25 protein-coding genes are annotated in these 22,932 nt (G+C 60.6%); 8 read left to right on the forward strand and 17 right to left on the reverse strand.

Annotation, left to right across the window (positions count from 1 at the left end):
* Positions 1-5 precede the first annotated feature (5 nt).
* Complete coding sequence (locus tag DXT96_RS01320; RefSeq protein WP_153513276.1) at positions 6-764, forward strand: crotonase/enoyl-CoA hydratase family protein; 759 nt, start codon at positions 6-8, stop codon at positions 762-764.
* A gap of 270 nt (positions 765-1,034) precedes the next feature.
* Positions 1,035-1,349 (forward strand): hypothetical protein, encoded by a 315-nt coding sequence (locus DXT96_RS01325; RefSeq protein WP_153513277.1) that lies wholly within the window; start codon positions 1,035-1,037, stop codon positions 1,347-1,349.
* Here the strand turns inward: DXT96_RS01325 and DXT96_RS01330 are convergent, their stop codons facing one another.
* Together DXT96_RS01330 and DXT96_RS01335 are read right to left on the reverse strand one after the other, a co-directional pair.
* Positions 1,350-2,600 carry a class I SAM-dependent RNA methyltransferase gene (locus DXT96_RS01330; protein ID WP_153513278.1) on the reverse strand — a complete coding sequence of 417 codons (1,251 nt, stop codon included), beginning with the start codon at positions 2,598-2,600 and terminating at the stop codon, positions 1,350-1,352.
* On the reverse strand, positions 2,597-3,349 hold the full coding sequence (locus tag DXT96_RS01335) for a TlyA family RNA methyltransferase (protein ID WP_149898704.1): 753 nt from the start codon (positions 3,347-3,349) through the stop codon (positions 2,597-2,599). The genes DXT96_RS01330 and DXT96_RS01335 overlap by 4 nt, the downstream gene beginning before the upstream one ends.
* A gap of 270 nt (positions 3,350-3,619) precedes the next feature.
* Here DXT96_RS01335 and DXT96_RS01340 point away from each other — a divergent pair, with 270 nt between their 5' ends.
* Positions 3,620-5,644, forward strand: a complete 2,025-nt coding sequence (locus tag DXT96_RS01340) for a methyl-accepting chemotaxis protein (protein ID WP_153513279.1) — start codon at positions 3,620-3,622, stop codon at positions 5,642-5,644.
* 93 nt (positions 5,645-5,737) lie between these two features.
* Here DXT96_RS01340 and DXT96_RS01345 read toward each other — a convergent pair whose 3' ends face one another.
* Positions 5,738-6,700, reverse strand: coding sequence for a nucleoside recognition domain-containing protein (locus DXT96_RS01345; protein ID WP_153513280.1), 963 nt, complete (start codon positions 6,698-6,700; stop codon positions 5,738-5,740).
* A gap of 119 nt (positions 6,701-6,819) precedes the next feature.
* Between DXT96_RS01345 and DXT96_RS01350 the strand changes: the two genes are divergently transcribed.
* Complete coding sequence (locus DXT96_RS01350; protein WP_149898707.1) at positions 6,820-7,272, forward strand: Lrp/AsnC family transcriptional regulator; 453 nt, start codon at positions 6,820-6,822, stop codon at positions 7,270-7,272.
* A 7-nt stretch (positions 7,273-7,279) separates the two neighbouring features.
* On the opposite strand, the gene DXT96_RS01355 is transcribed toward DXT96_RS01350, so the two are convergent.
* Both DXT96_RS01355 and DXT96_RS01360 read right to left on the reverse strand, forming a co-directional pair.
* Positions 7,280-7,600: a putative quinol monooxygenase gene (locus DXT96_RS01355; RefSeq protein WP_371418763.1), complete on the reverse strand. Its 321-nt coding sequence runs from the start codon at positions 7,598-7,600 to the stop codon at positions 7,280-7,282.
* Positions 7,601-7,605: 5 nt separating this feature from the next.
* Complete coding sequence (locus DXT96_RS01360; protein ID WP_153513281.1) at positions 7,606-8,400, reverse strand: helix-turn-helix domain-containing protein; 795 nt, start codon at positions 8,398-8,400, stop codon at positions 7,606-7,608.
* Between the two features lie 107 nt (positions 8,401-8,507).
* Here DXT96_RS01360 and DXT96_RS01365 point away from each other — a divergent pair, with 107 nt between their 5' ends.
* Entirely contained in the window at positions 8,508-8,870 is a 363-nt protein-coding gene (locus DXT96_RS01365) for a nuclear transport factor 2 family protein (protein ID WP_153513282.1), read from the forward strand.
* Between the two features lie 42 nt (positions 8,871-8,912).
* On the opposite strand, the gene dxs is transcribed toward DXT96_RS01365, so the two are convergent.
* From dxs to DXT96_RS01400, 7 genes are all read right to left on the reverse strand, one after another.
* Positions 8,913-10,832, reverse strand: coding sequence for a 1-deoxy-D-xylulose-5-phosphate synthase (gene dxs, locus DXT96_RS01370; protein ID WP_149898711.1), 1,920 nt, complete (start codon positions 10,830-10,832; stop codon positions 8,913-8,915).
* A 99-nt stretch (positions 10,833-10,931) separates the two neighbouring features.
* Positions 10,932-11,855 carry a pirin family protein gene (locus DXT96_RS01375; RefSeq protein WP_149898712.1) on the reverse strand — a complete coding sequence of 308 codons (924 nt, stop codon included), beginning with the start codon at positions 11,853-11,855 and terminating at the stop codon, positions 10,932-10,934.
* A 101-nt stretch (positions 11,856-11,956) separates the two neighbouring features.
* Entirely contained in the window at positions 11,957-12,211 is a 255-nt protein-coding gene (locus tag DXT96_RS01380; protein WP_153513283.1) for an exodeoxyribonuclease VII small subunit, read from the reverse strand.
* 2 nt (positions 12,212-12,213) lie between these two features.
* Entirely contained in the window at positions 12,214-13,149 is a 936-nt protein-coding gene (locus DXT96_RS01385) for a histone deacetylase family protein (RefSeq protein ID WP_153513284.1), read from the reverse strand.
* A gap of 25 nt (positions 13,150-13,174) precedes the next feature.
* Positions 13,175-13,738: a biotin transporter BioY gene (locus tag DXT96_RS01390; RefSeq protein ID WP_153513285.1), complete on the reverse strand. Its 564-nt coding sequence runs from the start codon at positions 13,736-13,738 to the stop codon at positions 13,175-13,177.
* 5 nt (positions 13,739-13,743) lie between these two features.
* On the reverse strand, positions 13,744-14,376 hold the full coding sequence (locus DXT96_RS01395; RefSeq protein ID WP_153513286.1) for an energy-coupling factor transporter transmembrane protein EcfT: 633 nt from the start codon (positions 14,374-14,376) through the stop codon (positions 13,744-13,746).
* Complete coding sequence (locus DXT96_RS01400) at positions 14,373-15,053, reverse strand: energy-coupling factor ABC transporter ATP-binding protein (RefSeq protein ID WP_153513287.1); 681 nt, start codon at positions 15,051-15,053, stop codon at positions 14,373-14,375. The genes DXT96_RS01395 and DXT96_RS01400 overlap by 4 nt, the downstream gene beginning before the upstream one ends.
* 110 nt (positions 15,054-15,163) lie before the next feature.
* On the opposite strand from DXT96_RS01400, the gene DXT96_RS27040 reads away from it, so the two are divergent.
* Both DXT96_RS27040 and DXT96_RS01410 read left to right on the forward strand, forming a co-directional pair.
* Entirely contained in the window at positions 15,164-15,460 is a 297-nt protein-coding gene (locus DXT96_RS27040) for a hypothetical protein (RefSeq protein WP_153513288.1), read from the forward strand.
* 85 nt (positions 15,461-15,545) lie between these two features.
* A complete protein-coding gene (locus DXT96_RS01410; RefSeq protein WP_153513289.1) occupies positions 15,546-16,742 on the forward strand; it encodes a winged helix-turn-helix domain-containing protein in 1,197 nt (398 codons plus the stop codon).
* 268 nt (positions 16,743-17,010) lie between these two features.
* Here the strand turns inward: DXT96_RS01410 and ribB are convergent, their stop codons facing one another.
* Together ribB and aroC are read right to left on the reverse strand one after the other, a co-directional pair.
* Entirely contained in the window at positions 17,011-18,111 is a 1,101-nt protein-coding gene (gene ribB, locus DXT96_RS01415) for a 3,4-dihydroxy-2-butanone-4-phosphate synthase (protein ID WP_149898718.1), read from the reverse strand.
* Positions 18,112-18,123: 12 nt separating this feature from the next.
* Positions 18,124-19,221 carry a chorismate synthase gene (gene aroC / locus DXT96_RS01420; RefSeq protein ID WP_153513290.1) on the reverse strand — a complete coding sequence of 366 codons (1,098 nt, stop codon included), beginning with the start codon at positions 19,219-19,221 and terminating at the stop codon, positions 18,124-18,126.
* A 435-nt stretch (positions 19,222-19,656) separates the two neighbouring features.
* On the opposite strand from aroC, the gene DXT96_RS01425 reads away from it, so the two are divergent.
* Positions 19,657-19,917: a DUF1344 domain-containing protein gene (locus DXT96_RS01425; RefSeq protein WP_006309807.1), complete on the forward strand. Its 261-nt coding sequence runs from the start codon at positions 19,657-19,659 to the stop codon at positions 19,915-19,917.
* A 163-nt stretch (positions 19,918-20,080) separates the two neighbouring features.
* Here the strand turns inward: DXT96_RS01425 and DXT96_RS01430 are convergent, their stop codons facing one another.
* The 3 genes from DXT96_RS01430 to DXT96_RS01440 all read right to left on the reverse strand — a co-directional run bounded on the left by DXT96_RS01430 (position 20,081) and on the right by DXT96_RS01440 (position 22,772).
* On the reverse strand, positions 20,081-20,674 hold the full coding sequence (locus DXT96_RS01430) for a histidine phosphatase family protein (protein ID WP_153513291.1): 594 nt from the start codon (positions 20,672-20,674) through the stop codon (positions 20,081-20,083).
* Between the two features lie 32 nt (positions 20,675-20,706).
* Positions 20,707-21,525 carry an enoyl-ACP reductase FabI gene (gene fabI, locus DXT96_RS01435; RefSeq protein ID WP_153513292.1) on the reverse strand — a complete coding sequence of 273 codons (819 nt, stop codon included), beginning with the start codon at positions 21,523-21,525 and terminating at the stop codon, positions 20,707-20,709.
* Between the two features lie 131 nt (positions 21,526-21,656).
* Positions 21,657-22,772 carry a DnaJ C-terminal domain-containing protein gene (locus DXT96_RS01440; RefSeq protein ID WP_153513293.1) on the reverse strand — a complete coding sequence of 372 codons (1,116 nt, stop codon included), beginning with the start codon at positions 22,770-22,772 and terminating at the stop codon, positions 21,657-21,659.
* Positions 22,773-22,932 lie beyond the last annotated feature (160 nt).

Genomic DNA, 22,932 nt, shown 5'->3' on the forward strand with positions numbered 1-22,932 from the left:
TTCAGATGTCGGACGATCATATTCTCGTCGAGCGGGTCAGCCATGCGCCGGAGGTGCTGACCATCCGCTTCAACCGGCCGGAAAAGAAAAACGCCATCACCGATGCGATGTATCTGCGCATGGCGCAGGCGCTGCAAGCCGCCAATGACGACCCGGAAATTCGCGTGGTCGCGTTTCTTGGCACGGAAGGCTGCTTTTCTGCCGGTAACGATATGGCCGATTTCCTCGCCTTCGCCATGTCCGGCGCAAAGGGCAAGCTTGCGGTGCTCGATCTCCTGAAGGCGCTCGCGACCTTCGAAAAACCGCTGGTTTCGGGCGTTGACGGCCTCGCCATCGGCATCGGCACGACGCTGAACCTGCATTGCGATCTGACCGTCGCCTCCAATCGCAGCCTGTTCAAGACACCCTTCGTGGATCTGGCGCTGGTGCCGGAAGCCGCCTCCAGCCTGCTTGCGCCAAAACTCATCGGCCACCAGCGCGCCTTTGCGCTGCTTGCCATGGGCGAGGGCTTTTCCGCCGAACAGGCGTTGCAGGCCGGGATGATCTGGAAAGTCGTTTCCCCTGAGCATGTGGAGAGCGAAACGCTGGCGCTCGCGACACGGCTCGCCGCCAAGCCGCAGCAGGCGCTGAAAATCGCCCGCGATCTGGTTCGTGGCAAGCCGGAAGATGTGCTGGCCCGCATCGACGAAGAAGCCCGCCATTTCATCGCGCAATTGCAGAGTGCCGAAGCCCGCGCCGCCTTTGAGGCATTCATGCGCCGCTAGGCGTTTCGAGAATCTGGGAGCGCGCCACTCGTTTCTTCTCCCCGCCGGGGAGAAGTCCGCGGCAGCGGGATGAGGGGCAAGCTCTCCGAAATTCGGCAACGTCACCCCCTCATCCGACCCTTCGGGCCACCTTCTCCCCGGCGGGGAGAAGAAACGAGCGGCATCGTGGAGTTTGGAAGCCTCTGTGCTTTTGAATACGGATTATATATCGTCCATCAAACAGGTCCGGCAAAAACGGATCGCGCAAACTCTCCGTCAAAGGCCACCCGCATGCGTCACCTCGTTTTCGCCCTGTCTGTCTTTCTCTCCGCCGCAACTATTGCAGAGGCAGCAGCGATCACGCCATTGCCGGTTTCGAGCAACAACATCATTCTGGCGCAGTCCAACGACGACGATAGCCCGAACTTCAATTCCGGCAACAGCCGCAGTCACCAGCGCCGCGCGCGTTTCGTCTGCGTCATCACCCCGCCGGACAGCGCCAATCGCCGCCGCCCTTATATCTGCCCGATCGAGCAGGGCCGCGTCGGCGGTTCCTGCCGTTGCTCCGGCGTGGTCGGCAACGGTACGGTTGATACCGCCTGGTGATTATTTCTCCAGCACCGCCACCGCTTCCACATGCGGCGACCACAGGAATTGGTCGACCGGTGTGACGCGGGTGACGCGATAGCCGCCCTCAACCAGAAGCGCGAGATCGCGGGCCAGCGTCAGCGGATTGCAGCTGACAGCGACGATTTTCTTTACCGTGCTGCGCGCCAGCTCCTTGCACTGGACTTCCGCCCCGGCGCGCGGCGGATCGAACACGACGGCGTCGTAATTCTTCAATTCGCTGGTCATCAACGGCCGGCGGAAAAGGTCGCGTTTTTCGACGCTGACCGGTTTGAGGCCCTGCGTATTGCGGGCCGCGAAATCCAATGCCTTCAGTGCCTTGTCTTCGGCTTCCACCGCATGCACCTTGCCGATGCGCGCGAGTCTCAGCGCAAATGTACCGGAACCGCAGAAGAGATCGGCAATGCGTTTGGATTTGCCGATATGGGCAAGCACCAGTTCCGCCATGGCGTCTTCGGCCTGTTTCGTCGCCTGCGTGAAACCGCCGGCGGGCGGCGACACCGGAATGCCGCCGAATTCGATGATCGGTTTTTGCGGTTCGATCAGGATTTCACCCGACAGCGAGACGCGGGCGATGCCGCGCATGGCCAGCACCGTTTCCGTCAGCGTCCGCCGCTGCTTGTCGTTGACCGACTTGATGCCCTCGACGGAAATATCGAGACCCGAGAGCGTTTCGAGAACGGTCATGCGGAACGGCTCGGCATTTGCCGCCATCGAAAGGCCGATGGCGCGAATGGCATCGAGCCGCGAGACGATGCCGGGCGAGGTGACGGGACATTCTTCGATGGCGACGATGTGATGGCTGCTCGCCTGGCTGAAGCCCAGCAGCAGGCCCTTTTCCGTCCTGCGGGCGGCAAACACCGCGCGGCGGCGCTCGCCGGGGCGACAGATGACGAGATCATCCACGGGCGGTGTCAGACCCTTGGATTTCAGCGCTGAAACCACCAGTTCCCGCTTGAAAGCATGGTAGGGCTGGTCGGCCAGATGTTGTAGCGAACAGCCACCGCAGGTGCCGTTGATGCCTTCAGGGCCGAAGTGCCGGCAGACGGGTTCGCTGCGGTCCGCAGAGGCTTCCGCAATCGACATGACCGTGCCGTGGTCCTTCACTTTGGCGATGGCCACGGTTTCGCCGGGCAGGGCGAAGGGCACATAGACCGGGCCGTCGGGACAGTGCGCGATGCCATCGCCCTGCGCGCCAAGGCTCTTGATGCTGACGGTCTGGGTGCTCATGGCTTTTCGCCTCCGAGAAGAAATTCAACATTGCCATCGCCGCCGGCAATCGGCGAGGGAATGAGCCCGAGGCTCTTCCAGCCCATGTCTTCGACGAGCCAGCGTTCCAGCTCGGCTGCCACGGCGGGCGCCGTTTCCGGCTCCTTCAACAGCCCGGCCTTGCTGATCGCATCGCGGCCCGCTTCGAATTGCGGCTTCACCAGCAGGATCGCCAGAGCACCCGGCTCCGCAAGCTCAAGTGCCGGGGCAAGCGCCAGCTTGATGGAAATGAACGACACGTCGGAAACGATGAAGCCGATTGCCCGGTCATCGATATCTTCGGTGGTGAGGAACCGCGCATTCAGCCCTTCGAGACTGGTGACGCGCGGATCGTTCTCGATCCTTGGATGGATCTGCCCGTGGCCGACATCGATGGCGACGACATGTTTCGCGCCACGGTGCAGCAGCACCTCGGTGAAACCGCCGGTGGATGCGCCGACATCGAGACACTCAAGGCCCTTGGGATCGAGATTGAAATGATCGAGCGCGGCCGTGAGTTTGAGGGCGGCGCGAGAGACGTAAGCCTGCGCCGGATCGGTAATAGCGATCTTGACGTTTGCAGCGACGGTCTGGCTCGGTTTGGTGACGATTTTGCCGTTCACGCTCACGGTGCCGCGCGAAACCGCGTCGCGCGCACGCGAGCGGCTGGCGAAGTGGCCGAGCGACACGAGAAGCTGGTCAAGCCGTTCATTTTCAGGTGTTTTGGACATGGTTCCGTTCAATGACCGCCAAACCCCGCCGATGCAAGCGATTTATCGCTGAAATGGCCCGGAATGCCGCTGTCGTCGGTCAAGGTTGTGTTGCACCGCAAAGTCAGAATGTTCGATTAATCCAATATAAAGGCTTGTATTGCACTTTGTGCCCAAGGCCCGTGCGGCCACCGGAACCTGCCATGACGGCATCTCCTCCCATTCACAGAATTGCGACCGTTGCAGCGCAGACGCTTGCTCCGAGGCATCGGGTCGCCGAGAGAGTTTGCGATGTCGCTGAAAAATCTCCCCATTAACATAAAGCTCATTGTCACCTTCTGTGCCTTGATGAGCGTGTGCCTGCTCGCCTCTGCGGTCGTATTCTGGCAGACGCTGGGGAGCGAGCGTGTCACGATCGAAAACAACCGGACCAAGGACATCATCCAGGCAGTGGATGGTGCGACGGCCGCCATGCTGGAACAGGCCGTTAACCAGCGCGGCTTCCTGTTGTTTCGCAGCGACAGCACATACAACGATGTTTTCGCCCAGCGCGACATCATGTTGAAGAAGCTTGACGAAGCCCGCGCGCTCGCCGCAGGCCAGCCGGATATCCTGCAATCCATCGATGACATGCAGAAATCCGCCACCGTGTTCTTCAAGGAACTGGCGGAACCGCAGATCGCTGCCCGCAAGACCACGGAAGCGCCGATTTCCGACATCATCGAGATTGGCCGCAATCAGGCCAAGGGCCAGCTCGACGGTTTCCGCGCCGCCGCCGCCAAGATCAAGGAACAGCTGAACGGCCTGTCGACCGCCTATGCGGCTGAACAGCAGGCGGCAGCGCTGAACCTCAAATATGCGCTTCTGGGTGGCGGTGCCGTCGCCGGTCTTCTGGCCGTTGCCCTCATCTGGGCGCTGTCGCGCTCGATCGTCACGCCGATCGTCGGCATGACGGCGGCAATGAGCAGGCTTGCAGATGGTGACATGACTACCGAAGTTCCAGCCGTTGATCGCGGTGACGAAGTCGGCAAGATGGCGAAGGCCGTTCTCGTCTTCAAGCAGGCCGGACTGGAAAAGTCCCGCCTTGCCGGTGAAACCGAGCGCATGCGCTCCGCAACCGAGACCGAGCGCCGCCGGAACGAAGAAGAGAAGGCGCAGGACGAAGCCGCCAACACGCTTGCGCGCGACGAGCTGGGCAAGGGTCTTGCGGCTCTGGCCGAAGGCGATCTCGCCTACCGCATCGAAACACCTTTCGCTTCCTACATCGATCCCATCCGTATCGATTTCAACAGCGCAGTTGAAAAGCTGCAGCAGGCCCTGCGCACCGTTGGTGAGAACGCCGCCGCGATCAATGCAGGCGCTTCGGAAATGCTGTCGGCCGCCGACGATCTGTCGCGCCGCACCGAACAGCAGGCTGCCTCCATCGAAGAAACCGCCGCAGCATTGGAAGAAGTCACCACCACCGTGCGTGACAGTGCGCGCGGTGCGGAAGATGCCGGCAATCTGGTTCAGCGCGCCCGCGCCGGTGCGGAAAAATCAGGTGTTGTCGTGCGCAATGCGGTTTCCGCCATGCGCGAAATCGAGAAGTCCTCGGGCGAAATCGGCAACATTATCGGCGTCATCGACGATATTGCCTTCCAGACCAACCTGCTGGCGCTGAATGCCGGCGTGGAAGCTGCCCGCGCCGGTGATGCCGGCAAGGGTTTTGCGGTCGTCGCGCAGGAAGTCCGCGAACTCGCCCAGCGTTCCGCCAATGCCGCCAAGGAAATCAAGACGCTGATCAGCGCTTCCAGCCGTCAGGTGGAGAACGGTGTCAATCTCGTTGATGAGACGGGCAAGGCGCTGGAACTCATCGTTTCGGAAGTCGAAGAGATCAACGCCCATGTCAGCGCCATCGTCGTCGCGTCACGCGAACAGGCGACCGGCCTTCAGGAAATCAACACGGCCGTAAACACCATGGATCAGGGCACGCAGCAGAATGCCGCCATGGTGGAGCAGCAGACCGCCGCCAGCCATTCGCTCGCCCGTGAAGCGGAAGCCTTGAACAGCCTGCTTGGGCAGTTCCGGGTAGGCGGCGCTCACGGTGCGGTCGCCAGCGCCGGCGGTTATGCCGCCCCGCGCCAGTCTTCCTCCAGGCCCGCTTTCCAGCCTGCACCGCAGGCAGCGATGAAAAGAGCAGCGCCCGTGAAATCGGCGTCCGCCACCGCACGGCCAGTCAAATCACCGGCACGCGCCCTCGGCCAGAGCCTCGCCCGCGCCTTTGGCGGCGCTGCGGAAGCCCCGGCCGCGAAGGATCAGGACTGGACGGAATTCTGAGTCGGTTCTTTTGGATTGAACCCAAGGAAGGGGCCGTGAGGCCCCTTTTTGCATCAGCTTTTCAGATGAGATCGACGGCGTGCGCCGATCCGCCTACGTACTCTGTGGCCTGAATATCCGCTGGAAAAACACCTCATCGGACAGGCGGTGCAGCAAGGCGGCAATAGCTGCGGTTGCCGCGATGGCAAAAACCAGCCGTCCGACCAGAACGCCGTAAATATCGGCCCCCAGCGCCATCACCACAAGGGTGTCTTCGATCACGCTATGGGCAAAACCCATGAACACGCAGGACAGGAAGACCTGACGCGGCGAGATTGCCCCTGATTGCGCTTCGCGGATGAGAAAACCCGCGCCATAAGAAATACCGAGGAATAATCCGATGGCGGTGAGATGTTCGGCCTCGCCGCGAATGCCGGCAAGCCGCAGCAGGGGTGACAGCGCTTTCATCATCAGTGCCAGAAGGCCGGTCAGTCTGAGAATTTCCAGTCCGAGGGACAGCACGAGGAGGATGACAAGCATCCAGATCATGGTTTCACCGAGGCCCAGAAAATAGTCTCCCCATTCAGGCGTGGCGCCCATGGCAATCCAGGCGGGATTCACCGGGGTCGATAGCCACCCGGTCACGTCCAGAAGCTGGTGCAGGAGAAAGGCATAGAGCAATCCACCGCCGATGCGCAGCGCCGTGGTGACGAGCATGCCCGGTCCTGCCTTTTCGATGATTTTCTGCTCGATTGGCAGGCCATGCGCGAAGAGGATGAGCGCCGAAAAGACCGTGATATCGGCGACATCAAGCGAAGACGCGGGAACAAGCGTGAAGATAAGCGGCACCGCACCCCATATGCCGACCAGCATTGCCGTCAGCCATGCCAGACCGAGTTCCGGCGGCAGCCCGACGAGGTTCATCACCGGCGCAAAGGCCGGCGCCACCGCCTCGATCGCACCCATCCTCGACAATAGCTCGGTCAGGATGGCGATCGGAACGGTGATCCGCACCAGCACCCAGTAGATATCAAGCGTTTCCCGGGTTTTCTGCCAGATGGTGACGAAAATGGGCATGTGAGGCTCCTCGAAGGTTGTCCTCATCCACTAGGCCGAACCCGTTCGCATTTGCGGTCAAAGGTTGCATGTTTGTGCAATTTTATTGCAAATTTATCCGCGAGAGATATGCTTCCAGCATGGATCGGATCGACCGGAAACTTCTGAACCTTTTGCAGGGCGATGCGTCGCGCACCAATGTGGATATGGCCGACGAGGTGGGGCTATCCCCTTCCAGCTGCCTGCGCCGCCTGCAGCGGCTGCGCAAATCGGGGGTGATCGACCGTATCGTCGCGATCCTCAATCCCGCAAAGGCCGGGCGCGTGATCAAGGCTTTGGTGACGGTGGAGCTGAAACTGCATGGCGAGCAGCATATGCGCCGCTTTCTGGATATTGCCAGTGCCGAAGAGGCCGTGTCACATGCCTATGCCGTGACAGGCGCAAGCGATGTCGTGCTGATGCTGCGCCTGCGTGACATGGAGGAATTCGACGCCCTCTGCGACAGGTTGTTCGATGACCAGCACAATGTCGCGCGCTTCTTCACGATGGTCGTCATCAAGACGGCGAAAGAGGAAACGGCCATCAGGCTTTGACCAGAGGTCACGATCTCGCCTGTGCGGCGTGATCCGCCCGCACCGGATGCCAGACGGAGATATCCCGTGGGGCATCCAGAAGGTCGGGCAGGGCATCGTGCCATGCCTGGCGATAGGGGCGATGAATCTGGACATCGAGCACGTCCTGATGGTCGCTCCAGGTCTCGTGCAGCAGGAAGCGGTTGTCGTTTTCACCGTCCCGATGCAGGGTGGCGTTCACGAACGTCCTTTCATGCCGCATGGCGTCGAGAAGTGCATTCAGCAATTCCAAAAAGCGCTCGCGCTGGCCGTCACGGACCTGGAAGCCGATGAGATAGGTGGTGTGCACGGGGCTTACTCCTTTGTGCCTGTCATCAGGGCGGCGCGGGTTGCCGCATCGGCGGGGTAGAAACACTCCAGCACCAGTTCGGACAGCGTGACATCGGTTGCGGTTCCGAAAACCGTGGTGGTGGAAATGAAACTCAAAACGGCGCCCGATGCCGGATCGCGCAGTTGCAATGGTATGGCCAGCGGATCGGCCTCGGCGGCATGGGGCGAGGCCTTCGGCGCTGGATAGGCGGAAAGCTCCGCATGCAACCGGCAAAGCACCTCGTCTCCCGTTTCCTCGACCTGACGGCGCAGACGCTCCAGCAGATGATGCCGCCATTCGGCGAGGTTGGCGATGCGGGAGCTTAATCCATCAGGATGCAGGCTCAGCTTCAGCGCATTGACGGGTGGCCGAAGCAGCTCCTCGGAAACACCAGCCAGAAGCGACGTGATCGCCTCATTGGCGAGAACGACGTTCCAGTGACGATCAACGGCAAGGGCGGGAAAGGGCATGTGGCCCTGCACCACTGTTTCGACGGCCTGTCGGGCCGCCGCCATGTCGGGCGCATCCAGCGACCGTTCGGAATGAACAGGTGCATAACCCGCCGCCAGCATCAGCCGGTTGGCGGCGCGGGCGGGCATGGAAAGCTGCTCCGCCAGTTTCGCAAGCATCTCGCGGCTGGGGGATGATCGCCCGCTTTCCACAAAGCTTAGATGGCGTGCGGATATTTCCGCCTCCATCGCCAGATCGAGCTGGCTCAGCCTGCGGCGGGCACGCCATTCCTTCACCACCTGGCCAACATGTTCTCGATGATGTGTCATGCCCCGCAGCCTAGCAGAACATATCGGCAATGCGATTACCTCGCAGGTAATTGTTTCGCTTATCGACCCCCCGCATGTTTGGGCCGTCAACCAGAAGGAGCGCAATCATGACGCAACATCTCGCAATCGCCCAGACCTATCTCGCAGCCTGGAACGAAGAAGACAATGAACGCCGCAGGCATCTCGTCGGTCAGGCGTGGGCAGAAAACACACGCTACGTCGACCCGCTGATGCAAGGCGAAGGACAGCAGGGGATTGCCGCGATGATCGAGGCGGCGCGCCAGAAATTTCCGGGATACCGCTTCGTTCTTGCCGGCACCCCGGATGGCCACGGCAACTTCACCCGTTTCTCATGGCGTCTGATTTCGCCTGACGGAGATGATGTCGCTGGTGGCACAGACGTCGTCAGCCGTGATGCCGAGGGGCGGATCGAAAATGTCGTCGGTTTTCTCGATGGCGCCGCATCCTGAGAAAGAGGCGGGATCGTCCCGCCTCCTGTCTCGGCAATCTTGTCAGCCGGCGAAACCGACGCCGGCCTGACGCTGGCCGAGCGCATTGAACACGGTGGAAACGATGCCGGCACGGTCGAGGCCGGCATTGGCATACATGGTCTCGGGCTTGGCCTGCTCCACCCACTGGTCGGGCAGGGTCAGCGTCCGGACCTTCGGACCATGGTCGAGCAGGCCGGCGCTTGCCATGAAATGCAGCACATGCGCGCCAAAACCGCCAACAGAGCCTTCTTCGATCGTCACCAGAACCTCGTGATGGCTGGCCAGCTGGCGGATAAGGTCGAGATCGAGCGGCTTGGCGAAGCGCGCATCGGCAACCGTGGTGGAAAGGCCGGCCGCTTCAAGGTCTTCGGCCGCCGCCAGGCATTCCGCCAGCCGCGTGCCGAAGGAGAGCAGCGCAACCTTGGTGCCTTCCTTGATGATGCGGCCCTTGCCTATCTGGAGAATCTCACCACGCGCGGGCATCTCGACGCCCACGCCTTCGCCGCGCGGGTAGCGGAAGGAAATCGGGCCTTCATCATAGGCCGCCGCCGTGCGGACCATATGTTTCAGCTCCGCCTCGTCGGCTGCCGCCATCACCACCATGCCAGGCAGGGTAGCAAGGAAGGTGGTGTCGAAGGAACCGGCATGGGTCGGCCCGTCAGCACCGACGAAACCGGCGCGGTCGATGGGGAAACGCACGGGCAGGCTCTGGATGGCCACATCATGCACCAGCTGGTCGTAACCGCGTTGCAGGAAGGTGGAATAAAGCGCGCAGAACGGCTTGTAACCATCAGCCGCAAGCCCCGCCGCAAAGGTGACGGCATGCTGCTCGGCAATACCGACATCGAAGGTGCGGGACGGGAAAAGCTCGGCCATCTTGTCGAGGCCTGTACCGTTCGGCATGGCGGCGGTGACGCCAATGATCTTGTCGTCCAGCGTCGCTTCCTGGATCAGGGCTTCGGCGAAGACGCTGGTATAGCTCGGCGCATTCGGCTTGGCTTTCGCCTGCGCGCCGGTGATGACGTCGAACTTGTTGACGCCGTGATATTTGTCCGCAGCGGCCTCCGCCGGCGCGTAGCCCTTGCCCTTCTGCGTCACCACATGAATGAGAACAGGGCCTTTCTGGTTGTCGCGCACATTGCGCAGCACCGGCAGCAGGTGATCGAAGGAATGACCGTCGATCGGGCCGATGTGGTAGAAGCCAAGCTCCTCGAACAGCGTGCCGCCGGTCACATAGCCGCGCGCATGGGTGACTGCGCGGGTAATGGCGCGGTCGATGGTCTTGCCGAGATAGGCCGTGAGTTTCTTGCCGAAATCGCGAAAGCCCATATAGGTGCGGCCGGAGGCGAGGCGTGCCAGATAGGCGCTCATCGCGCCCGTCGGCGGCGCAATCGACATGTCGTTGTCGTTGAGGATGACGATCAGCCGCGCGTCGAGCGCACCGGCGTTGTTGAGTGCCTCAAACGCCATGCCCGCCGACATGGAACCGTCGCCGATGACGGAAATGACCTTGCGGTCGCTGCCATCAAGACCCGCCGCAACCGCCATGCCGAGGCCGGCGGAAATGGAGGTGGAGGAATGGCCGGCGCCGAAATCGTCATATTCGCTTTCGGCCCGCCGGGTGAAACCGGAAAGCCCGTCTTCCTGTCGCAGCGTGCGGATGCGGTCGCGGCGGCCGGTCAGGATCTTGTGCGGATAACATTGGTGGCCGACATCGAAGATCAGCCGGTCTTCCGGCGTGTTGAACACCTTGTGAATGGCAATCGTCAGTTCCACCACACCGAGGCCGGCACCCAGATGGCCACCGGTCTTCGACACGGCGTCAATCATCTCGTCGCGCAGTTCCCGTGCCAGTTCCGGCAGGTCGCGATCGTCGATCTCCTTGAGATCGGAGGGAAAATTCACGCGGTCGAGCAATGGTGTTTGTGGCATTCCGGTCAATCGTTCGGCCTTTTCTTGTCGTCAGCAGGGCGTGCCAGATCGTCTTTCATGTCGAAAGCCGACGGTGCAGCCATGCATGTCGTACACTTCTATAGAATTTCAACCTTCCGGCAAAGGGACAAACTCTTCTTCGTCGCCGGGAACGATGTCGAAGCGTCCGGTTCTCCACTCCTGTTTGGCCTGTTCTATGCGTTCTTTTGATGACGAAACGAAGTTCCACCAGATGTAGCGGCGCTGATTAAGTGCCGCCCCGCCGAAGATCATGATGTGACAGCCATTGCTGCCGGCCTGCAGCGTAATGTCGTCGCCGGGCCGGAAGACGAGCAGCTGGTCGGCGGCGAAGATATCGCCCGCCACATCCAGCGAACCGGACAGAATATAGATCGCCCGCTCCTCATGATCGGCGGAGAAGGGAAATTTTACCCCTGGCTCCAGCGAAAGATCGACATAAAGCGTATCGGTAAAGGCCGAAACGGGGGAGGTGAGGCCTTCGAATTCGCCGATCACCACCCGGCCGGACGCGCCCTTGAGGTCGATCAGCGGCATGTCTTCCTTCGCCGTGTGGGCAAAGGCGGGGGCGATTTCTTCCATATTGTCGGGCAGTGCCAGCCAGGTCTGCAGGCCGGACATGGAAAGCGGATGGCCGCGCAGGTTTTCCGGCGTGCGTTCCGAATGCACGATACCACGACCGGCCGTCATCAGGTTGATGTCGCCGGGGCGAATGACGAGTTCGGTGCCGAGACTGTCTCGGTGCTTGATTTCGCCGTCGAACAGATAGGTAACGGTGGAAAGCCCGATATGCGGATGCGGTTTGACGTCGAGCGCCTCACCCGCCTTCAGGATCGCCGGTCCCATGCGATCGAAAAAGATGAACGGCCCCACAAGCCGCCGCTGCCGAGTGGGAAGCGCACGGCGCACGGCAAAGCCGCCAATATCGCTGGTGCGGGGAATGATGAGGTTTTCGATGGCATCGCAGGCAAAAGCATCACCCGCGACGGGATCGTTACCGGGAAAGAAGGACATCGCAAGCTCCTCGTATCGTTAATCGGAAGCTTACCACGAACGGAACGGGGTGGGAGCGTCGGAATGGTGAACGCAGCGTCACACCGTTCAACAGGACGTGTTTACTCGCCGTCGAGCGGCTCGACGCCCTGCGGTTTTCCGGACCGGTCGAGACGGATTTTTTCGATTCGCTTTTCGGCGGCGTTCAACAGCGTCTCGCAGTGCTTCTTCAGGGCTTCGCCGCGCTCATAGATGGCAATTGATTCGTCCAGCGCCACGTCTCCGCGTTCCAGGCGTGCGACAATGCTTTCCAGCTCGGCGACGGCCTTTTCGAAGGAATAACCGCTGACATCGGCTGTGTTGGCATTTTCCGTCATGTTCAACCCTTCATCATTCTCAAAATATGCATGGCTGCCGATTCCGCCAGCCCTTCCAGATCATAACCACCTTCAAGCAGGCTGACGACCCGGTTCGATGCGTATTTGTCGGCCATTTCCAGAAGCCGGCCCGTCGCCCAGTCGAAATCTTCGCCGACCAGATTGATCTGCGCCAGCGGATCGCGGTGATGCGCGTCGAACCCGGCGGAGATGAGGATGAGGTCGGGCGAAAAATCGGCAATTGCCGGCAGCACGCGGGATTTGAAGGCCTCACGAAAATGGTCGCTGCCGGTATTGGGCGAAAGCGGGGCGTTGACGATATTGTTCTTCACGCCGGTTTCGTTCTTATCGCCGCTCCACGGGTAAAGCGGCATCTGGTGGGTGGAACAGAACAGCACCGATGTGTCGTTCCAGAAGATATCCTGCGTGCCGTTGCCGTGATGCACGTCCCAGTCGATGATGGCGATGCGCTCTGCCCCATGTTTTTTCTGAGCATGGCGGGCGGCGATTGCCACATTGTTGAAAAGACAGAAACCCATGGCCTTGGCGGTTTCCGCATGGTGGCCGGGCGGGCGGGCGGCGACGAAGACATTGTCGGCCGCTCCGGTAAACACGTCATCCACCGCCGCCATTGCGGCACCGATGCCGGTCAGCGCCGCCTGCAGGCTTTTGGGCGAGACGTAAGTGTCGGCCTCGATACGGTTGATCTCGCCATCCTCTTGCGGAATCTGGCGCATGACGGCAAGCAGATGCTCTTCCGGATGCGCCAGCAGCACCGCATCCTCATTGGCCTGCGGCGCTTCTTTCCGTTCCAGCCGCTCGAAATTCGGATGTTCGAGCGCGATGTTCAGCGACCGCAGGCGGTCCGGCCGCTCCGGGTGACCTTCGGGCGTGATATGCTCGAGGAAGATCGGGTGTTCGTATAAACGCGTCGCCATGCTTTTCCTCCTGAAGAAAGTCTGTTCAGGCGCGCTGCGGCAGAAGCGGATAACCCGCCATCACGGCGCGGCCGGCCAGTGCGGCAAGCACGGCCTTCAGCGCATCGCCGGGAATGAAGGCGAGCGAACCCATGAAGGCCTTTTCGAAACCAAGCCCGACAACCAGCGCCAGATAGGTGATGCCGAAAGCATAAAGCACGACCACGCCGCCGATGAGGCTGGCGACGAAGAAGCCAATACCCTGCGCCAGAGCGGACTGGCTGCGATTGACGAGTTTTTCCGAGAGCGTGCCGGTGACGAAGACAGCTGCGATCCAGCCGATCAGGAAGCCCGTCGTCGGCGTGGTGAAAATCGAAAGACCACCGCGTCCGCCCGAGAGTACCGGCAGGCCGATGGCGGCAATCAAGATCGTCAGCAGCACCGCGAGCGTGCCGCGCTTCGCACCCAGCACGACGCCGGCCAGCATGACTCCGAGCGACTGCGCGGTGATCGGCACGGGGATGAAACCGAGCGTGATCGGCGGCAAAAGCCCGAGTGCGATGATGATGGCGGAAAACAGCGAAATCAGCACAAGGTCGCGGGTCGTCATGTCACTCAAAACTCCGGATGGTTATCTGGCGCCAAGCTTTGGCCTCTGAAACCGCGCGCGTCAATGGCGTCGGCAATGGCGTCGGCATCCTTCAACGTCATAATGACGAGTGGCACGATGATGGTGGCCATCCGCACGGGCAGGCCGCGCGCCCGGTGGGCATCGCGCACCGCATGATACCGGTTGACGATCTCGGGCACGAACCGCACGACGAGCCCGACCGCAAGCCCGATATCGGCAGCCTTGACCAGCCCCAGCCTCTCGAGAGGGGCGGCGGCAAGCGCGATCTCGTCCATGAACTGCGAAATGCTGACGGTGATGGTGACGGCGGTGGCGAGCAGCGCCAGCGCCGTCAGCCGCAAAAGATTGACACTCGCATCATGGGCCGGAAGCAGAACATAGCTGAAGGCGGCGACAAGCAGGATGGTCAGCATCACCGGCCGCAGCCGCAGGCCGATCTCCCGGAAGGGTAGTCGCGTCGCGCGCAGGATGATAACGGCCAAAATCACGGCGCATCCCAGCACCAGCAGATCGCGGGTGAGGAACAGCGCGATGCTGAAGCCCATAAGCGTGATGAGCTTGAGGCGCGGCGAAACGCGATAGAGCCAGCCGGTGCCTTCGACATGCAGCGATTTCATGACGATGCCACCTCCAGATAGTGCGCCACTGCCTCTGCAGGCGCAGCATCTTTAACCAGCGCGCCCTCATGGAAAACCAGCACGCGGTCGAAGCCGGCAAGCAGCGGCAGATCGTGGGTGATGACGATCAACGCCTGCGACAGCACCGCCATGGTCTTTTCCACGATAGTGCGGTTTTTCAGGTCCAGCTGGTTTGTTGGTTCATCGAGAATGAGGATTTTCGGCTCGGTAACCAGAAGGGCGGCCAGTGCTGCCAGCTGCAACTCCCCGCCGGAAAGCTCATGCGCGCGCCGCTCTTCGAGATGAGAAATGCCAAGCCGGGCAAGAACGGCCTTCACCCGTGTTTCGGTTTCCGCCTTGCCGATGCCTAGGCGCTTCAGGCCAAAGGCGACATCGTCGCGCACGATCGGCAGGATTATCTGGTTCTGTGGGTTCTGGAAAATGAAGCCGACCGTCTGCAACACGGTTTTCGCATGCTTGACGGTATCGAGACCGTCCACCGACACCTTGCCCTCGGTCGGCTTGGTCAACCCGTTGATCAGCCGCGCGAAGGTGGTCTTGCCCGAACCATTGAGGCCAATCACGCCGATACGCCGCTCTGTCAGCGTCAGAGACAATGGGTGCAAGGCCCGCCTGCCCTCGAAGGCCACACCGGCGGCGTCGAAACGGATTTCCAAGTTCTTATGTCCTTAGGGTCTGTTTCTGGTCCTATATCCCGTCACAAACAGAAGTAAAAGATGATGAAGGAATCAGATATGTTCCGTCGTTAAGTTGTTAGGAGGCTCAAATGGTCCTGCATACCCCATGTGAAGCTCTGCGTTCGGCTAAGTGCCTTGAACTACGATATGACGGATACGTTCGCGTTGTTGAGGTCCATGCTGTCGGCATTACGGATGAAGGAAACGGCATTATGCTTGTGTGGCAGGTCCGAGGCGGTAGCAATAGTGGTGAGCGCCAAGGCTGGAAGCTGATGCGGCTCGACGAAACATTCTCTATCCATTTGATTGAAGAAAAGTCTTCTGCGCCTCGTGCTGGATATAAACGAGGGGACAAAGCAATGGCCTCCATACGGTGCCAGATTTAACAGGTAGTGATTGCGAAAACAAAACTGAGGGAAGAACAAAAAAAGAACATTGCAATCCTGAAAAAGCCGTTCTACCTTCTGCCCCATGGTGATCAAGGTTTCGAACGAAGCGGCAAGGCGGATTTTTCTGGCGCGGCAGGGGCTTTGCTCCCCGCCCGGCAAGGCGCTTTCCAAGGGCGATTTACTGCAACTCATTACCGAACTCGGCTTCGTGCAGGTGGACAGCATCGGCACGGTGGAGCGCGCCCACCATCAGATTATTTTCTCCCGCAACCAGACCTACAAGCGCGAGCATCTGACCACGCTTCTGGAAAAGGACCGCGCGCTTTTCGAGCACTGGACGCATGACGCTTCCATAGTGCCGACAGAATTTTATCCCTATTGGAAGCACCGCTTCCGCCGTCGTGAACCGATCATTCAGGAGCGCTGGCGCAAATGGCATGGCGAGGGCTTCGATGCCGCTTTCGGTGAAACGCTGGAGCGCATTGCCGCGACAGGTCCGGTTCTGGCGCGGGAACTGAAGGAGGAGGGGCATCAATCCGGGGGCTGGTGGAACTGGCATCCGTCCAAGACCGCGCTCGAATATCTCTGGCACACCGGCAAGCTCGCGATTGCCGGCCGCGTGAATTTCCAGAAGGTCTATGATCTGGCCGAACGGGTCATTCCCGGCGAGCATCACGAAAGCGACGTGGAGCATGCAGAATTCGTCGACTGGGCCTGCCGGCAGGCGCTGAAGCGGCTGGGTTTCGCCACCCACGGCGAAATCGCCGCTTTTTTTGATCTCGTCACCCCACAGGAGGCGAGGGATTGGGTCAAAAGCCACCGCGACGAACTCTGCGAGGTCTCGCTTCTTGCAAGCGACGGCGAGAGCGCCCGCCCGTCCTATGCCTTTGCTGATTTCAGCGCCGATATCTCGGACCTGCCGGAACCCTCACCGCGCGTCCGTGTGCTGAGCCCTTTCGATCCGTTGTTGCGCGACCGCAACCGCATGGAGCGGCTATTCGGCTTTTATTACCGCATCGAGGTCTTCGTTCCGGAGCCGAAACGGCAATATGGCTATTATGTCTTCCCGCTGCTGGAAGGCGACCGTCTGATCGGCCGCATCGATATGAAGGCCGACCGCAAACGCGGGACGCTGGATGTGCGCCGCCTGTGGCTGGAGCCCGGCGTGCGCGCCTCGGCCGGACGGCTGGAGAAGCTCGACGCCGAACTGGCGCGGCTTGCCCGGTTTACGGGGGTGGAGAGCGTGAATTATCTGGAGGGCTGGCGGGAGGAGAAGTGAACTTCGTGGCTGGTGGCATGGTGAGACGGATGTCCTCACACGACGCCATCTTCGCCCTTGAGGTAGCACAGCGTTGCCGCTGGTTTCTTCTCCCCGCCGGGGAGAAGGTGGCCCGAAGGGTCGGATGAGGGGGCAAGCTCTCCGTTTATCGACAACGTGGCCCCCTCAATCCGCTGCCGCGACCTTCTCCCCCTCGGGGAGAAGGCGGAAAAAGCACCCGCTCGCCTCACAATTGCGGTATGAAGCCGGGCCTTCTAGCCCTCAGAAATCAGCAGATATCCGTCGCCGAAATCTGGATACCGAAACCTTCAAGCCCGACATAATGCCGTTCGCGGGTGGTCAGCAGCTTGATGGAGCTGATGCCGAGGTCTTTCAGAATCTGTGCGCCGAGGCCAATTTCCAGCCATTCATTCTCGCGCGACCGGGCCTGGGCATGTGCTTCGTCCGGGTCACGCGCCTTGCGCCGCCCGGCCACCTGGCCGACACCGACGGAGCCTTCGCGCAGATAGACGATGACGCCGCGGCCTTCCTCGGCGATCTTCTGCATATAATGCCGCACCGGCTGGCGGTCGCCGAACACGTCGTCTGCGACGTTTTCCGGGTGAAGACGGACGGGAATGTCGACGCCGTCCCTGATGTCGCCGAAAATCACCGCCATGTGCTGCATCGGATCCCAGGGCAGGGAATAGGTCTGCGCCTTGGCCGGCCCGAAGGGTGTTTCGATGGTGAAGGAGGATTCCATCTCCACCAGCGTTTCCTTGCGCTGGCGATAGGCGATGAGATCGGCGACGGAAACGTGCTTCATGCCGTGCCTGTCGGCGAAATCCAGAACCTGCGGGCCGCGCATTACGCTGCCATCATCATTCACCAGCTCGCTGATGACGCCGATGGGCGGCAGGCCGGCGAGCCGGCAGAGATCGACCGCCGCTTCGGTATGGCCGGAACGCATCAGTACGCCGCCCTCGCGGGAAATAAGCGGGAAGATATGGCCCGGCCGTGTGAAATCGGAAGCGCCGACATTGGGGTTTGCAAGGTTGCGCACCGTCAATGTGCGGTCGTCGGCGGAAATGCCCGTCGTGGTGCCGTGCTTGAAATCGACGCTGACGGTGAAGGCCGTCGTATGCGCGCTGTCGTTTTCTGCCACCATGGCGTTGAGGTTCAGCCGCTTGGCTTCCTCGCGCGGCATGGGGGCGCAGACGATGCCGGAGGTATGGCGCACGATCAGCGCCATTTTTTCCGGCGTGCAGTGAACCGCCGAAATGATCAGATCGCCTTCATTCTCGCGGTCGTCATCGTCGGTCACAACGACGATTTCGCCGGCTTCGAAAGCGCGGATGGCGTCGACAACGCGTTTCTGGTCATAGGCCATGGCGATATCCCCTCACTTCAACCGGCCGGTCTGGCCGCGGTCCCTCAGATAATGGTCGGCAACGGTGCAGGCCACCATCGCCTCACCAATCGGCACGGCGCGGATGCCGACGCAGGGGTCGTGACGACCCTTGGTGCGCACATCGACATTATTGCCGTCGGTATCGATGGACAGACGCTCCGTCAGAATGGAGGAGGTGGGCTTGATGGCGAAGCGGGCGATGACAGGCTCGCCGGTGGCGATGCCGCCCAGAATGCCGCCCGCATGGTTGGAGAGAAAAATCGGCTTGCCGTCATTGCCCATGCGCATCTGGTCGGCATTCTCTTCGCCGGAAAGCTCGGCAGAGGCGAAACCTTCGCCGATCTCGACGCCCTTGACGGCGTTGATCGACATCAGGCTTGAGGTGATATCCTGATCGAGCTTGGCATAGATCGGTGCGCCGATACCGGCCGGAACGCCTTCCGCCACCACTTCGACGACAGCACCGATGGAAGAGCCCGCCTTGCGGATGCCGTCGAGATACTCTTCCCACACCGGCACCATGGCCGGATCGGGGCAGAAGAACGGGTTCTGGTCCACCTGGTCCCAATCCCAATTGTCACGATTGATCTTGTGTTTGCCGATCTGCACCAGCGCGCCGCGCACATTGAGATCAGGCACCACCTTGCGCGCAATCGCGCCCGCCGCTACCCGCGCTGCGGTTTCGCGCGCCGAGGAGCGTCCGCCGCCGCGATAGTCGCGAATGCCGTATTTCAGATCATAGGTAAAATCCGCATGGCCGGGGCGGAAACGTTTGGCGATCTCGCCATAGTCCTTGGAGCGCTGGTCGGTATTTTCGATCAGCATGGAAATTGGCGTGCCTGTTGTGATCATCGTTTCGCCGTCCTCGTCCAGCATCACGCCGGAGAGAACTTTCACGATATCGTCTTCACGACGCTGGGTGACGAAACGGCTCTGGCCGGGTTTGCGCTTGTCCATCCAGTGCTGCACTTCGGCAAGGGTAAAGCGCAGGCCGGGCGGGCAGCCATCCACCACGCAGCCAAGTGCCGGCCCATGGCTTTCTCCCCAGGTGGTAACGCGAAAAAGATGACCAAAGCTGTTATGCGACATAGTTCTCAAAACCGGAAAACAGGGCGCCTGCGGGTAGCGCCGTTTAAAACAAGCGGATTTGTCTTAGTGTAAATCCGGACAAGGCAAAAGCCTTTCTTTCGCTGCGGCAGGATAAGTGCCGAACACGACATCAACAGGCGTCTTCCCCATCCCGCAGGCAAGCGCCGGGATGAGAGTGTGCGGCGATTCGTGTCGGCCGACGAGATTTTTCGAGATGACGGAAATGTAAAAGCGCCGTCGTTTTCCACGTTTATCCGGAGTTTTCCAATATTGCCGCGAAATGCGGTGTAAAAATCACTAACGGCTTGAACACGATCCCAAATCCGTTCATCAATTGGGCCGAAAATGTCATGGTTGCGGGCGATTTCCGCCACATTCGAAAGGCAATTCTTCATGCATGTAAGGTTTTCACGCAAATCCACGAAAGCTAGATCGATGCGTATGATGATTGCCGCCCTTCTGGCCACCGCCAACCTCCTGATGCCCATCAACAGCTTCGCACAGAGCGTCGATGTGGAAGGCACGATCAGCAAGATCGATGCGAACGGGCTGAGCATTACGCTCAACGACGGCAAGACCTATCGCGTGCCGGAAGAGTTTAACTTCGAAGGTTTGAAGGCGGGCGTGAAGGTCGTGGTTTTCTACACGGAAGTGGATGGGAAACGCGTGGTCGACGATCTTCAGGTCGTTGAGTAAGACCAGCCCCTTACTCAGCCCTTATGCCAAACCTCCGTTGTGAAACGAGCGAGTGCATCTAGCTTTCTTCTCCCCGCCGGGGAGAAGAAAGTAGCGGCGTCCGCTCAGCCAATTTACAAGCGTTTCAAAGGCGACGGCGCAGAGAATTACGCTCCGCAAACCCTCACGACACCCACTCCGCACTGTTCCTGTCCATCTCGACCTTCAAAATCCGGTCCTGCGGGATTTGCGTTCGTGAAGCCTCGTCCTTGTCCATGCCGGAGACCAGCCGGAAGATCGAGCGGATGACGCCGCCGTGGCAGACGCAGACGGTTGGCACCTCGACGGAGGAGAGCCATGCGCCGATGCGCCAGGAGAGGATTTCATAGCTTTCGGCATCCTGGCCGGGGGGAATGAAGTCCCACTTGTTGGCCTTGCGCGCCTTCACCCGGTCAGGAAATTCCTTTTTCAGATCGGGCAGGGTGTGGCCTTCCCAGTCGCCGAAGGAAACTTCGATCAGGCGGTCATCGGTGCGGTAGGCAAGGGGGTCGAGACCCATCGCGCTGCGCATCAGTTCCATGGTTTCGCGCGTGCGGCCCAGCGGGCTTGCCACATAGTCGAAATCCGTGGCCTGCTCGCCGAGCAAATGGGCGAGCAGCCTGCCATTGCCGACCGCCTGCTGGCGGCCGAAATCATTGAGTGGAATGTCTTTCTGGCCCTGAAGCCGGCGTATCGCATTCCAGTCCGTTTGTCCGTGCCGGATCACATAGACGAGCAAGGCGATACCCCTGTTTCAAGCATTCCTGATGGTTAGTCCTTGACCACCGAAATGTCAGGCGCATCCACCGCCTTCATGCCGATGGTGTGGTAACCGGAATCGACATGGTGGATTTCGCCGGTCACGGCGGTCGAAAGGTCGGACAGCAGGTAAAGCGCCGACTTGCCGACTTCCTCGATCGACACCGTGCGCTTCAGCGGCGCATTATATTCATTCCACTTCAGAATATAACGGAAGTCGCCGATGCCGGAAGCGGCCAGCGTCTTGATCGGGCCGGCGGAAACGGCGTTGACGCGGATGCCGCGATTGCCCAGATCGACGGCCAGATAACGAACGCTAGCCTCAAGTGCGGCCTTGGCCACGCCCATGACGTTGTAGTTCGGCATGACCTTTTCGGCGCCGTAATAGGTCAGCGTCAGGATCGAGCCGCCATCATTCATGATCGGCTCTGCGCGCTTGGCGACAGCGGCCAGCGAAAAGACGGAAATATCCATGGTGCGGTTGAAGTTATCGCGGCTGGTATCGAGGTAACGACCGGTCAGCTGGTCCTTGTCGGAAAAGGCGATGGCGTGCACGACGAAGTCGATCTTGCCCCAGTGCTTTTCCAGCGCGGCAAAAACCGCGTCGATCGTCCCGAGGTCCGTCACGTCGCAATGGCCGGCCATGAAGGCGCCAAGTTCCTGCGCCAGCGGCTCGACACGCTTCTTCAGCGCGTCACCCTGCCAGGTGAGTGCGAGTTCAGCGCCTGCGTCAGCGCAGGCCTTGGCAATGCCCCAAGCGATTGAACGATTATTTGCGACGCCCATGATGAGGCCGCGTTTGCCAGCCATAAGGCCGGATGCCTGAGCCATTTTATGCTCCCTGATACTTTCGATTGATCCTGCCTATGGCATAGGCTGCAATCCTGTTCAAGATTGCCAAAGATCATCAACTGTTAGGGAGCGTAACAAAGGGTGCGTTGTCCCGGCTATTCGCAAAACTTTCACAAATAAAGGCCTTCGCGCATGTGGCGCATCAGGTCGGTCACCTTTTCATCCGGCTTTTCGAGCAGGACGATGCGCAATTCGATGACGAGATCGCCATATCCACCCTTGCCATCGGCAAGGCCTTTACCGGCGAGCCGCAGCTCGCGATCCGAACCCGACCAGGCGGGAATGCTGAGATTTTCCTCGCCAAGCGGGGTGCGGACTTTCGTTTCGCAGCCCAGAACCGCATCCCCGAGCGAGATCGGCAACGTCGTGTGAATATCGAAGCCGCGAACGGAAAAGGCGTCGTCGCGTGCGGCAAGCAACGTCACGGCAAGATCGCCGCGCGCCATGCCGGGAAGTTTCAGCCCCTGTCCTTTGAGCCTCACCACATGGCCGTCAGTCATGCCCGGCTCAAGCTGGAAGCGGGCTTCCCGCTCCTCGGCAAGCCCAATGGTAACCCATTTGCGCTCGAGAAGATCGGCAACCGTGATGGTGGCTTCGGCCGTGATGTCCGGCGCCTTTTCCGGAACCGGCTGCGGTGTGCGGAACCGGCGCACGAGAGCGCTGAAAAGATTGCCGGCGAGCGAGGAAGGTGCGGATCTGTCGTCAGCGGCGGCGGGTTGTGCCGTTTCACTCGTCCTCGGAACGTCGCCTTTTGCGCCGCTGGCCGCAGCCTTCGCCGCTTCGGCCGCCTGTTGCACCTTGGGATCGTTCTGCGCATCGGCGCCGAAAATCCGCTCGACGATATCCTCGGCTGTTTCGGGCTTCCCGTCGGTTTTCTGGCCGGTCTGCGCCCGGTTGCGGGCATCGGCACGGGCCAGTTCCTCCATCAGCTTCTCAGCGGCCTTGGCGCGTTCCTCTGCCTCGCGGGCCGACGCCCGCTGCTGCATGATGGTTTCGCCGCGCTGCTTCTTCTCGGCCGCCTTGCGGGCCTGATCGTAAAGATCGCGTTTTTTGGGGTCTTTCAAAAGGTCATAGGCCTGGCCGATCTCGGCGAATCGCGCCGAAGCGTCGGGGTCGTCGCGATTGGCGTCGGGATGCACGGTTTTCGCCTTCGTGCGCCAGGCGGTCTTTATTTCCTCGTGGCGGGCATCACGCTTAACGCCGAGGATCGAATATGGATCGCGCATCCGAAACACCAGTTACGTTGGCTCAGGCGCCTGCTGCCCATCATGGCGCAATCCTGAAACTAACCTCTCCGAAAAGGGATGCCGCGATCATTCGCGGTCACGCCCTCGGTTTAATCAACGTCGACTGTTGCAATAAGTTGCTAATCACTCCTTTACGCGC

It is taken from the genome of Agrobacterium sp. ICMP 6402 (genome assembly GCF_009498615.1).
Taxonomy (GTDB): domain Bacteria; phylum Pseudomonadota; class Alphaproteobacteria; order Rhizobiales; family Rhizobiaceae; genus Agrobacterium; species Agrobacterium burrii.

Excerpts from the sequence above, each read along its gene's own strand:
- DXT96_RS01320 (WP_153513276.1), top strand. The coding sequence starts at position 6 with ATGTCGGACGATCATATTCTCGTCGAGCGGGTCAGCCATGCGCCGGAG.
- DXT96_RS01325 (WP_153513277.1), top strand. The coding sequence starts at position 1,035 with ATGCGTCACCTCGTTTTCGCCCTGTCTGTCTTTCTCTCCGCCGCAACT.
- DXT96_RS01330 (WP_153513278.1), bottom strand. The coding sequence starts at position 2,600 with ATGAGCACCCAGACCGTCAGCATCAAGAGCCTTGGCGCGCAGGGCGAT.
- DXT96_RS01335 (WP_149898704.1), bottom strand. The coding sequence starts at position 3,349 with ATGTCCAAAACACCTGAAAATGAACGGCTTGACCAGCTTCTCGTGTCG.
- DXT96_RS01340 (WP_153513279.1), top strand. The coding sequence starts at position 3,620 with ATGTCGCTGAAAAATCTCCCCATTAACATAAAGCTCATTGTCACCTTC.
- DXT96_RS01345 (WP_153513280.1), bottom strand. The coding sequence starts at position 6,700 with ATGCCCATTTTCGTCACCATCTGGCAGAAAACCCGGGAAACGCTTGAT.
- DXT96_RS01350 (WP_149898707.1), top strand. The coding sequence starts at position 6,820 with ATGGATCGGATCGACCGGAAACTTCTGAACCTTTTGCAGGGCGATGCG.
- DXT96_RS01360 (WP_153513281.1), bottom strand. The coding sequence starts at position 8,400 with ATGACACATCATCGAGAACATGTTGGCCAGGTGGTGAAGGAATGGCGT.
- DXT96_RS01365 (WP_153513282.1), top strand. The coding sequence starts at position 8,508 with ATGACGCAACATCTCGCAATCGCCCAGACCTATCTCGCAGCCTGGAAC.
- DXT96_RS01375 (WP_149898712.1), bottom strand. The coding sequence starts at position 11,855 with ATGTCCTTCTTTCCCGGTAACGATCCCGTCGCGGGTGATGCTTTTGCC.
- DXT96_RS01380 (WP_153513283.1), bottom strand. The coding sequence starts at position 12,211 with ATGACGGAAAATGCCAACACAGCCGATGTCAGCGGTTATTCCTTCGAA.
- DXT96_RS01385 (WP_153513284.1), bottom strand. The coding sequence starts at position 13,149 with ATGGCGACGCGTTTATACGAACACCCGATCTTCCTCGAGCATATCACG.
- DXT96_RS01390 (WP_153513285.1), bottom strand. The coding sequence starts at position 13,738 with ATGACGACCCGCGACCTTGTGCTGATTTCGCTGTTTTCCGCCATCATC.
- DXT96_RS01395 (WP_153513286.1), bottom strand. The coding sequence starts at position 14,376 with ATGAAATCGCTGCATGTCGAAGGCACCGGCTGGCTCTATCGCGTTTCG.
- DXT96_RS27040 (WP_153513288.1), top strand. The coding sequence starts at position 15,164 with ATGGTCCTGCATACCCCATGTGAAGCTCTGCGTTCGGCTAAGTGCCTT.
- DXT96_RS01410 (WP_153513289.1), top strand. The coding sequence starts at position 15,546 with ATGGTGATCAAGGTTTCGAACGAAGCGGCAAGGCGGATTTTTCTGGCG.
- ribB (WP_149898718.1), bottom strand. The coding sequence starts at position 18,111 with ATGGCCTATGACCAGAAACGCGTTGTCGACGCCATCCGCGCTTTCGAA.
- aroC (WP_153513290.1), bottom strand. The coding sequence starts at position 19,221 with ATGTCGCATAACAGCTTTGGTCATCTTTTTCGCGTTACCACCTGGGGA.
- DXT96_RS01425 (WP_006309807.1), top strand. The coding sequence starts at position 19,657 with ATGCGTATGATGATTGCCGCCCTTCTGGCCACCGCCAACCTCCTGATG.
- fabI (WP_153513292.1), bottom strand. The coding sequence starts at position 21,525 with ATGGCTCAGGCATCCGGCCTTATGGCTGGCAAACGCGGCCTCATCATG.
- DXT96_RS01440 (WP_153513293.1), bottom strand. The coding sequence starts at position 22,772 with ATGCGCGATCCATATTCGATCCTCGGCGTTAAGCGTGATGCCCGCCAC.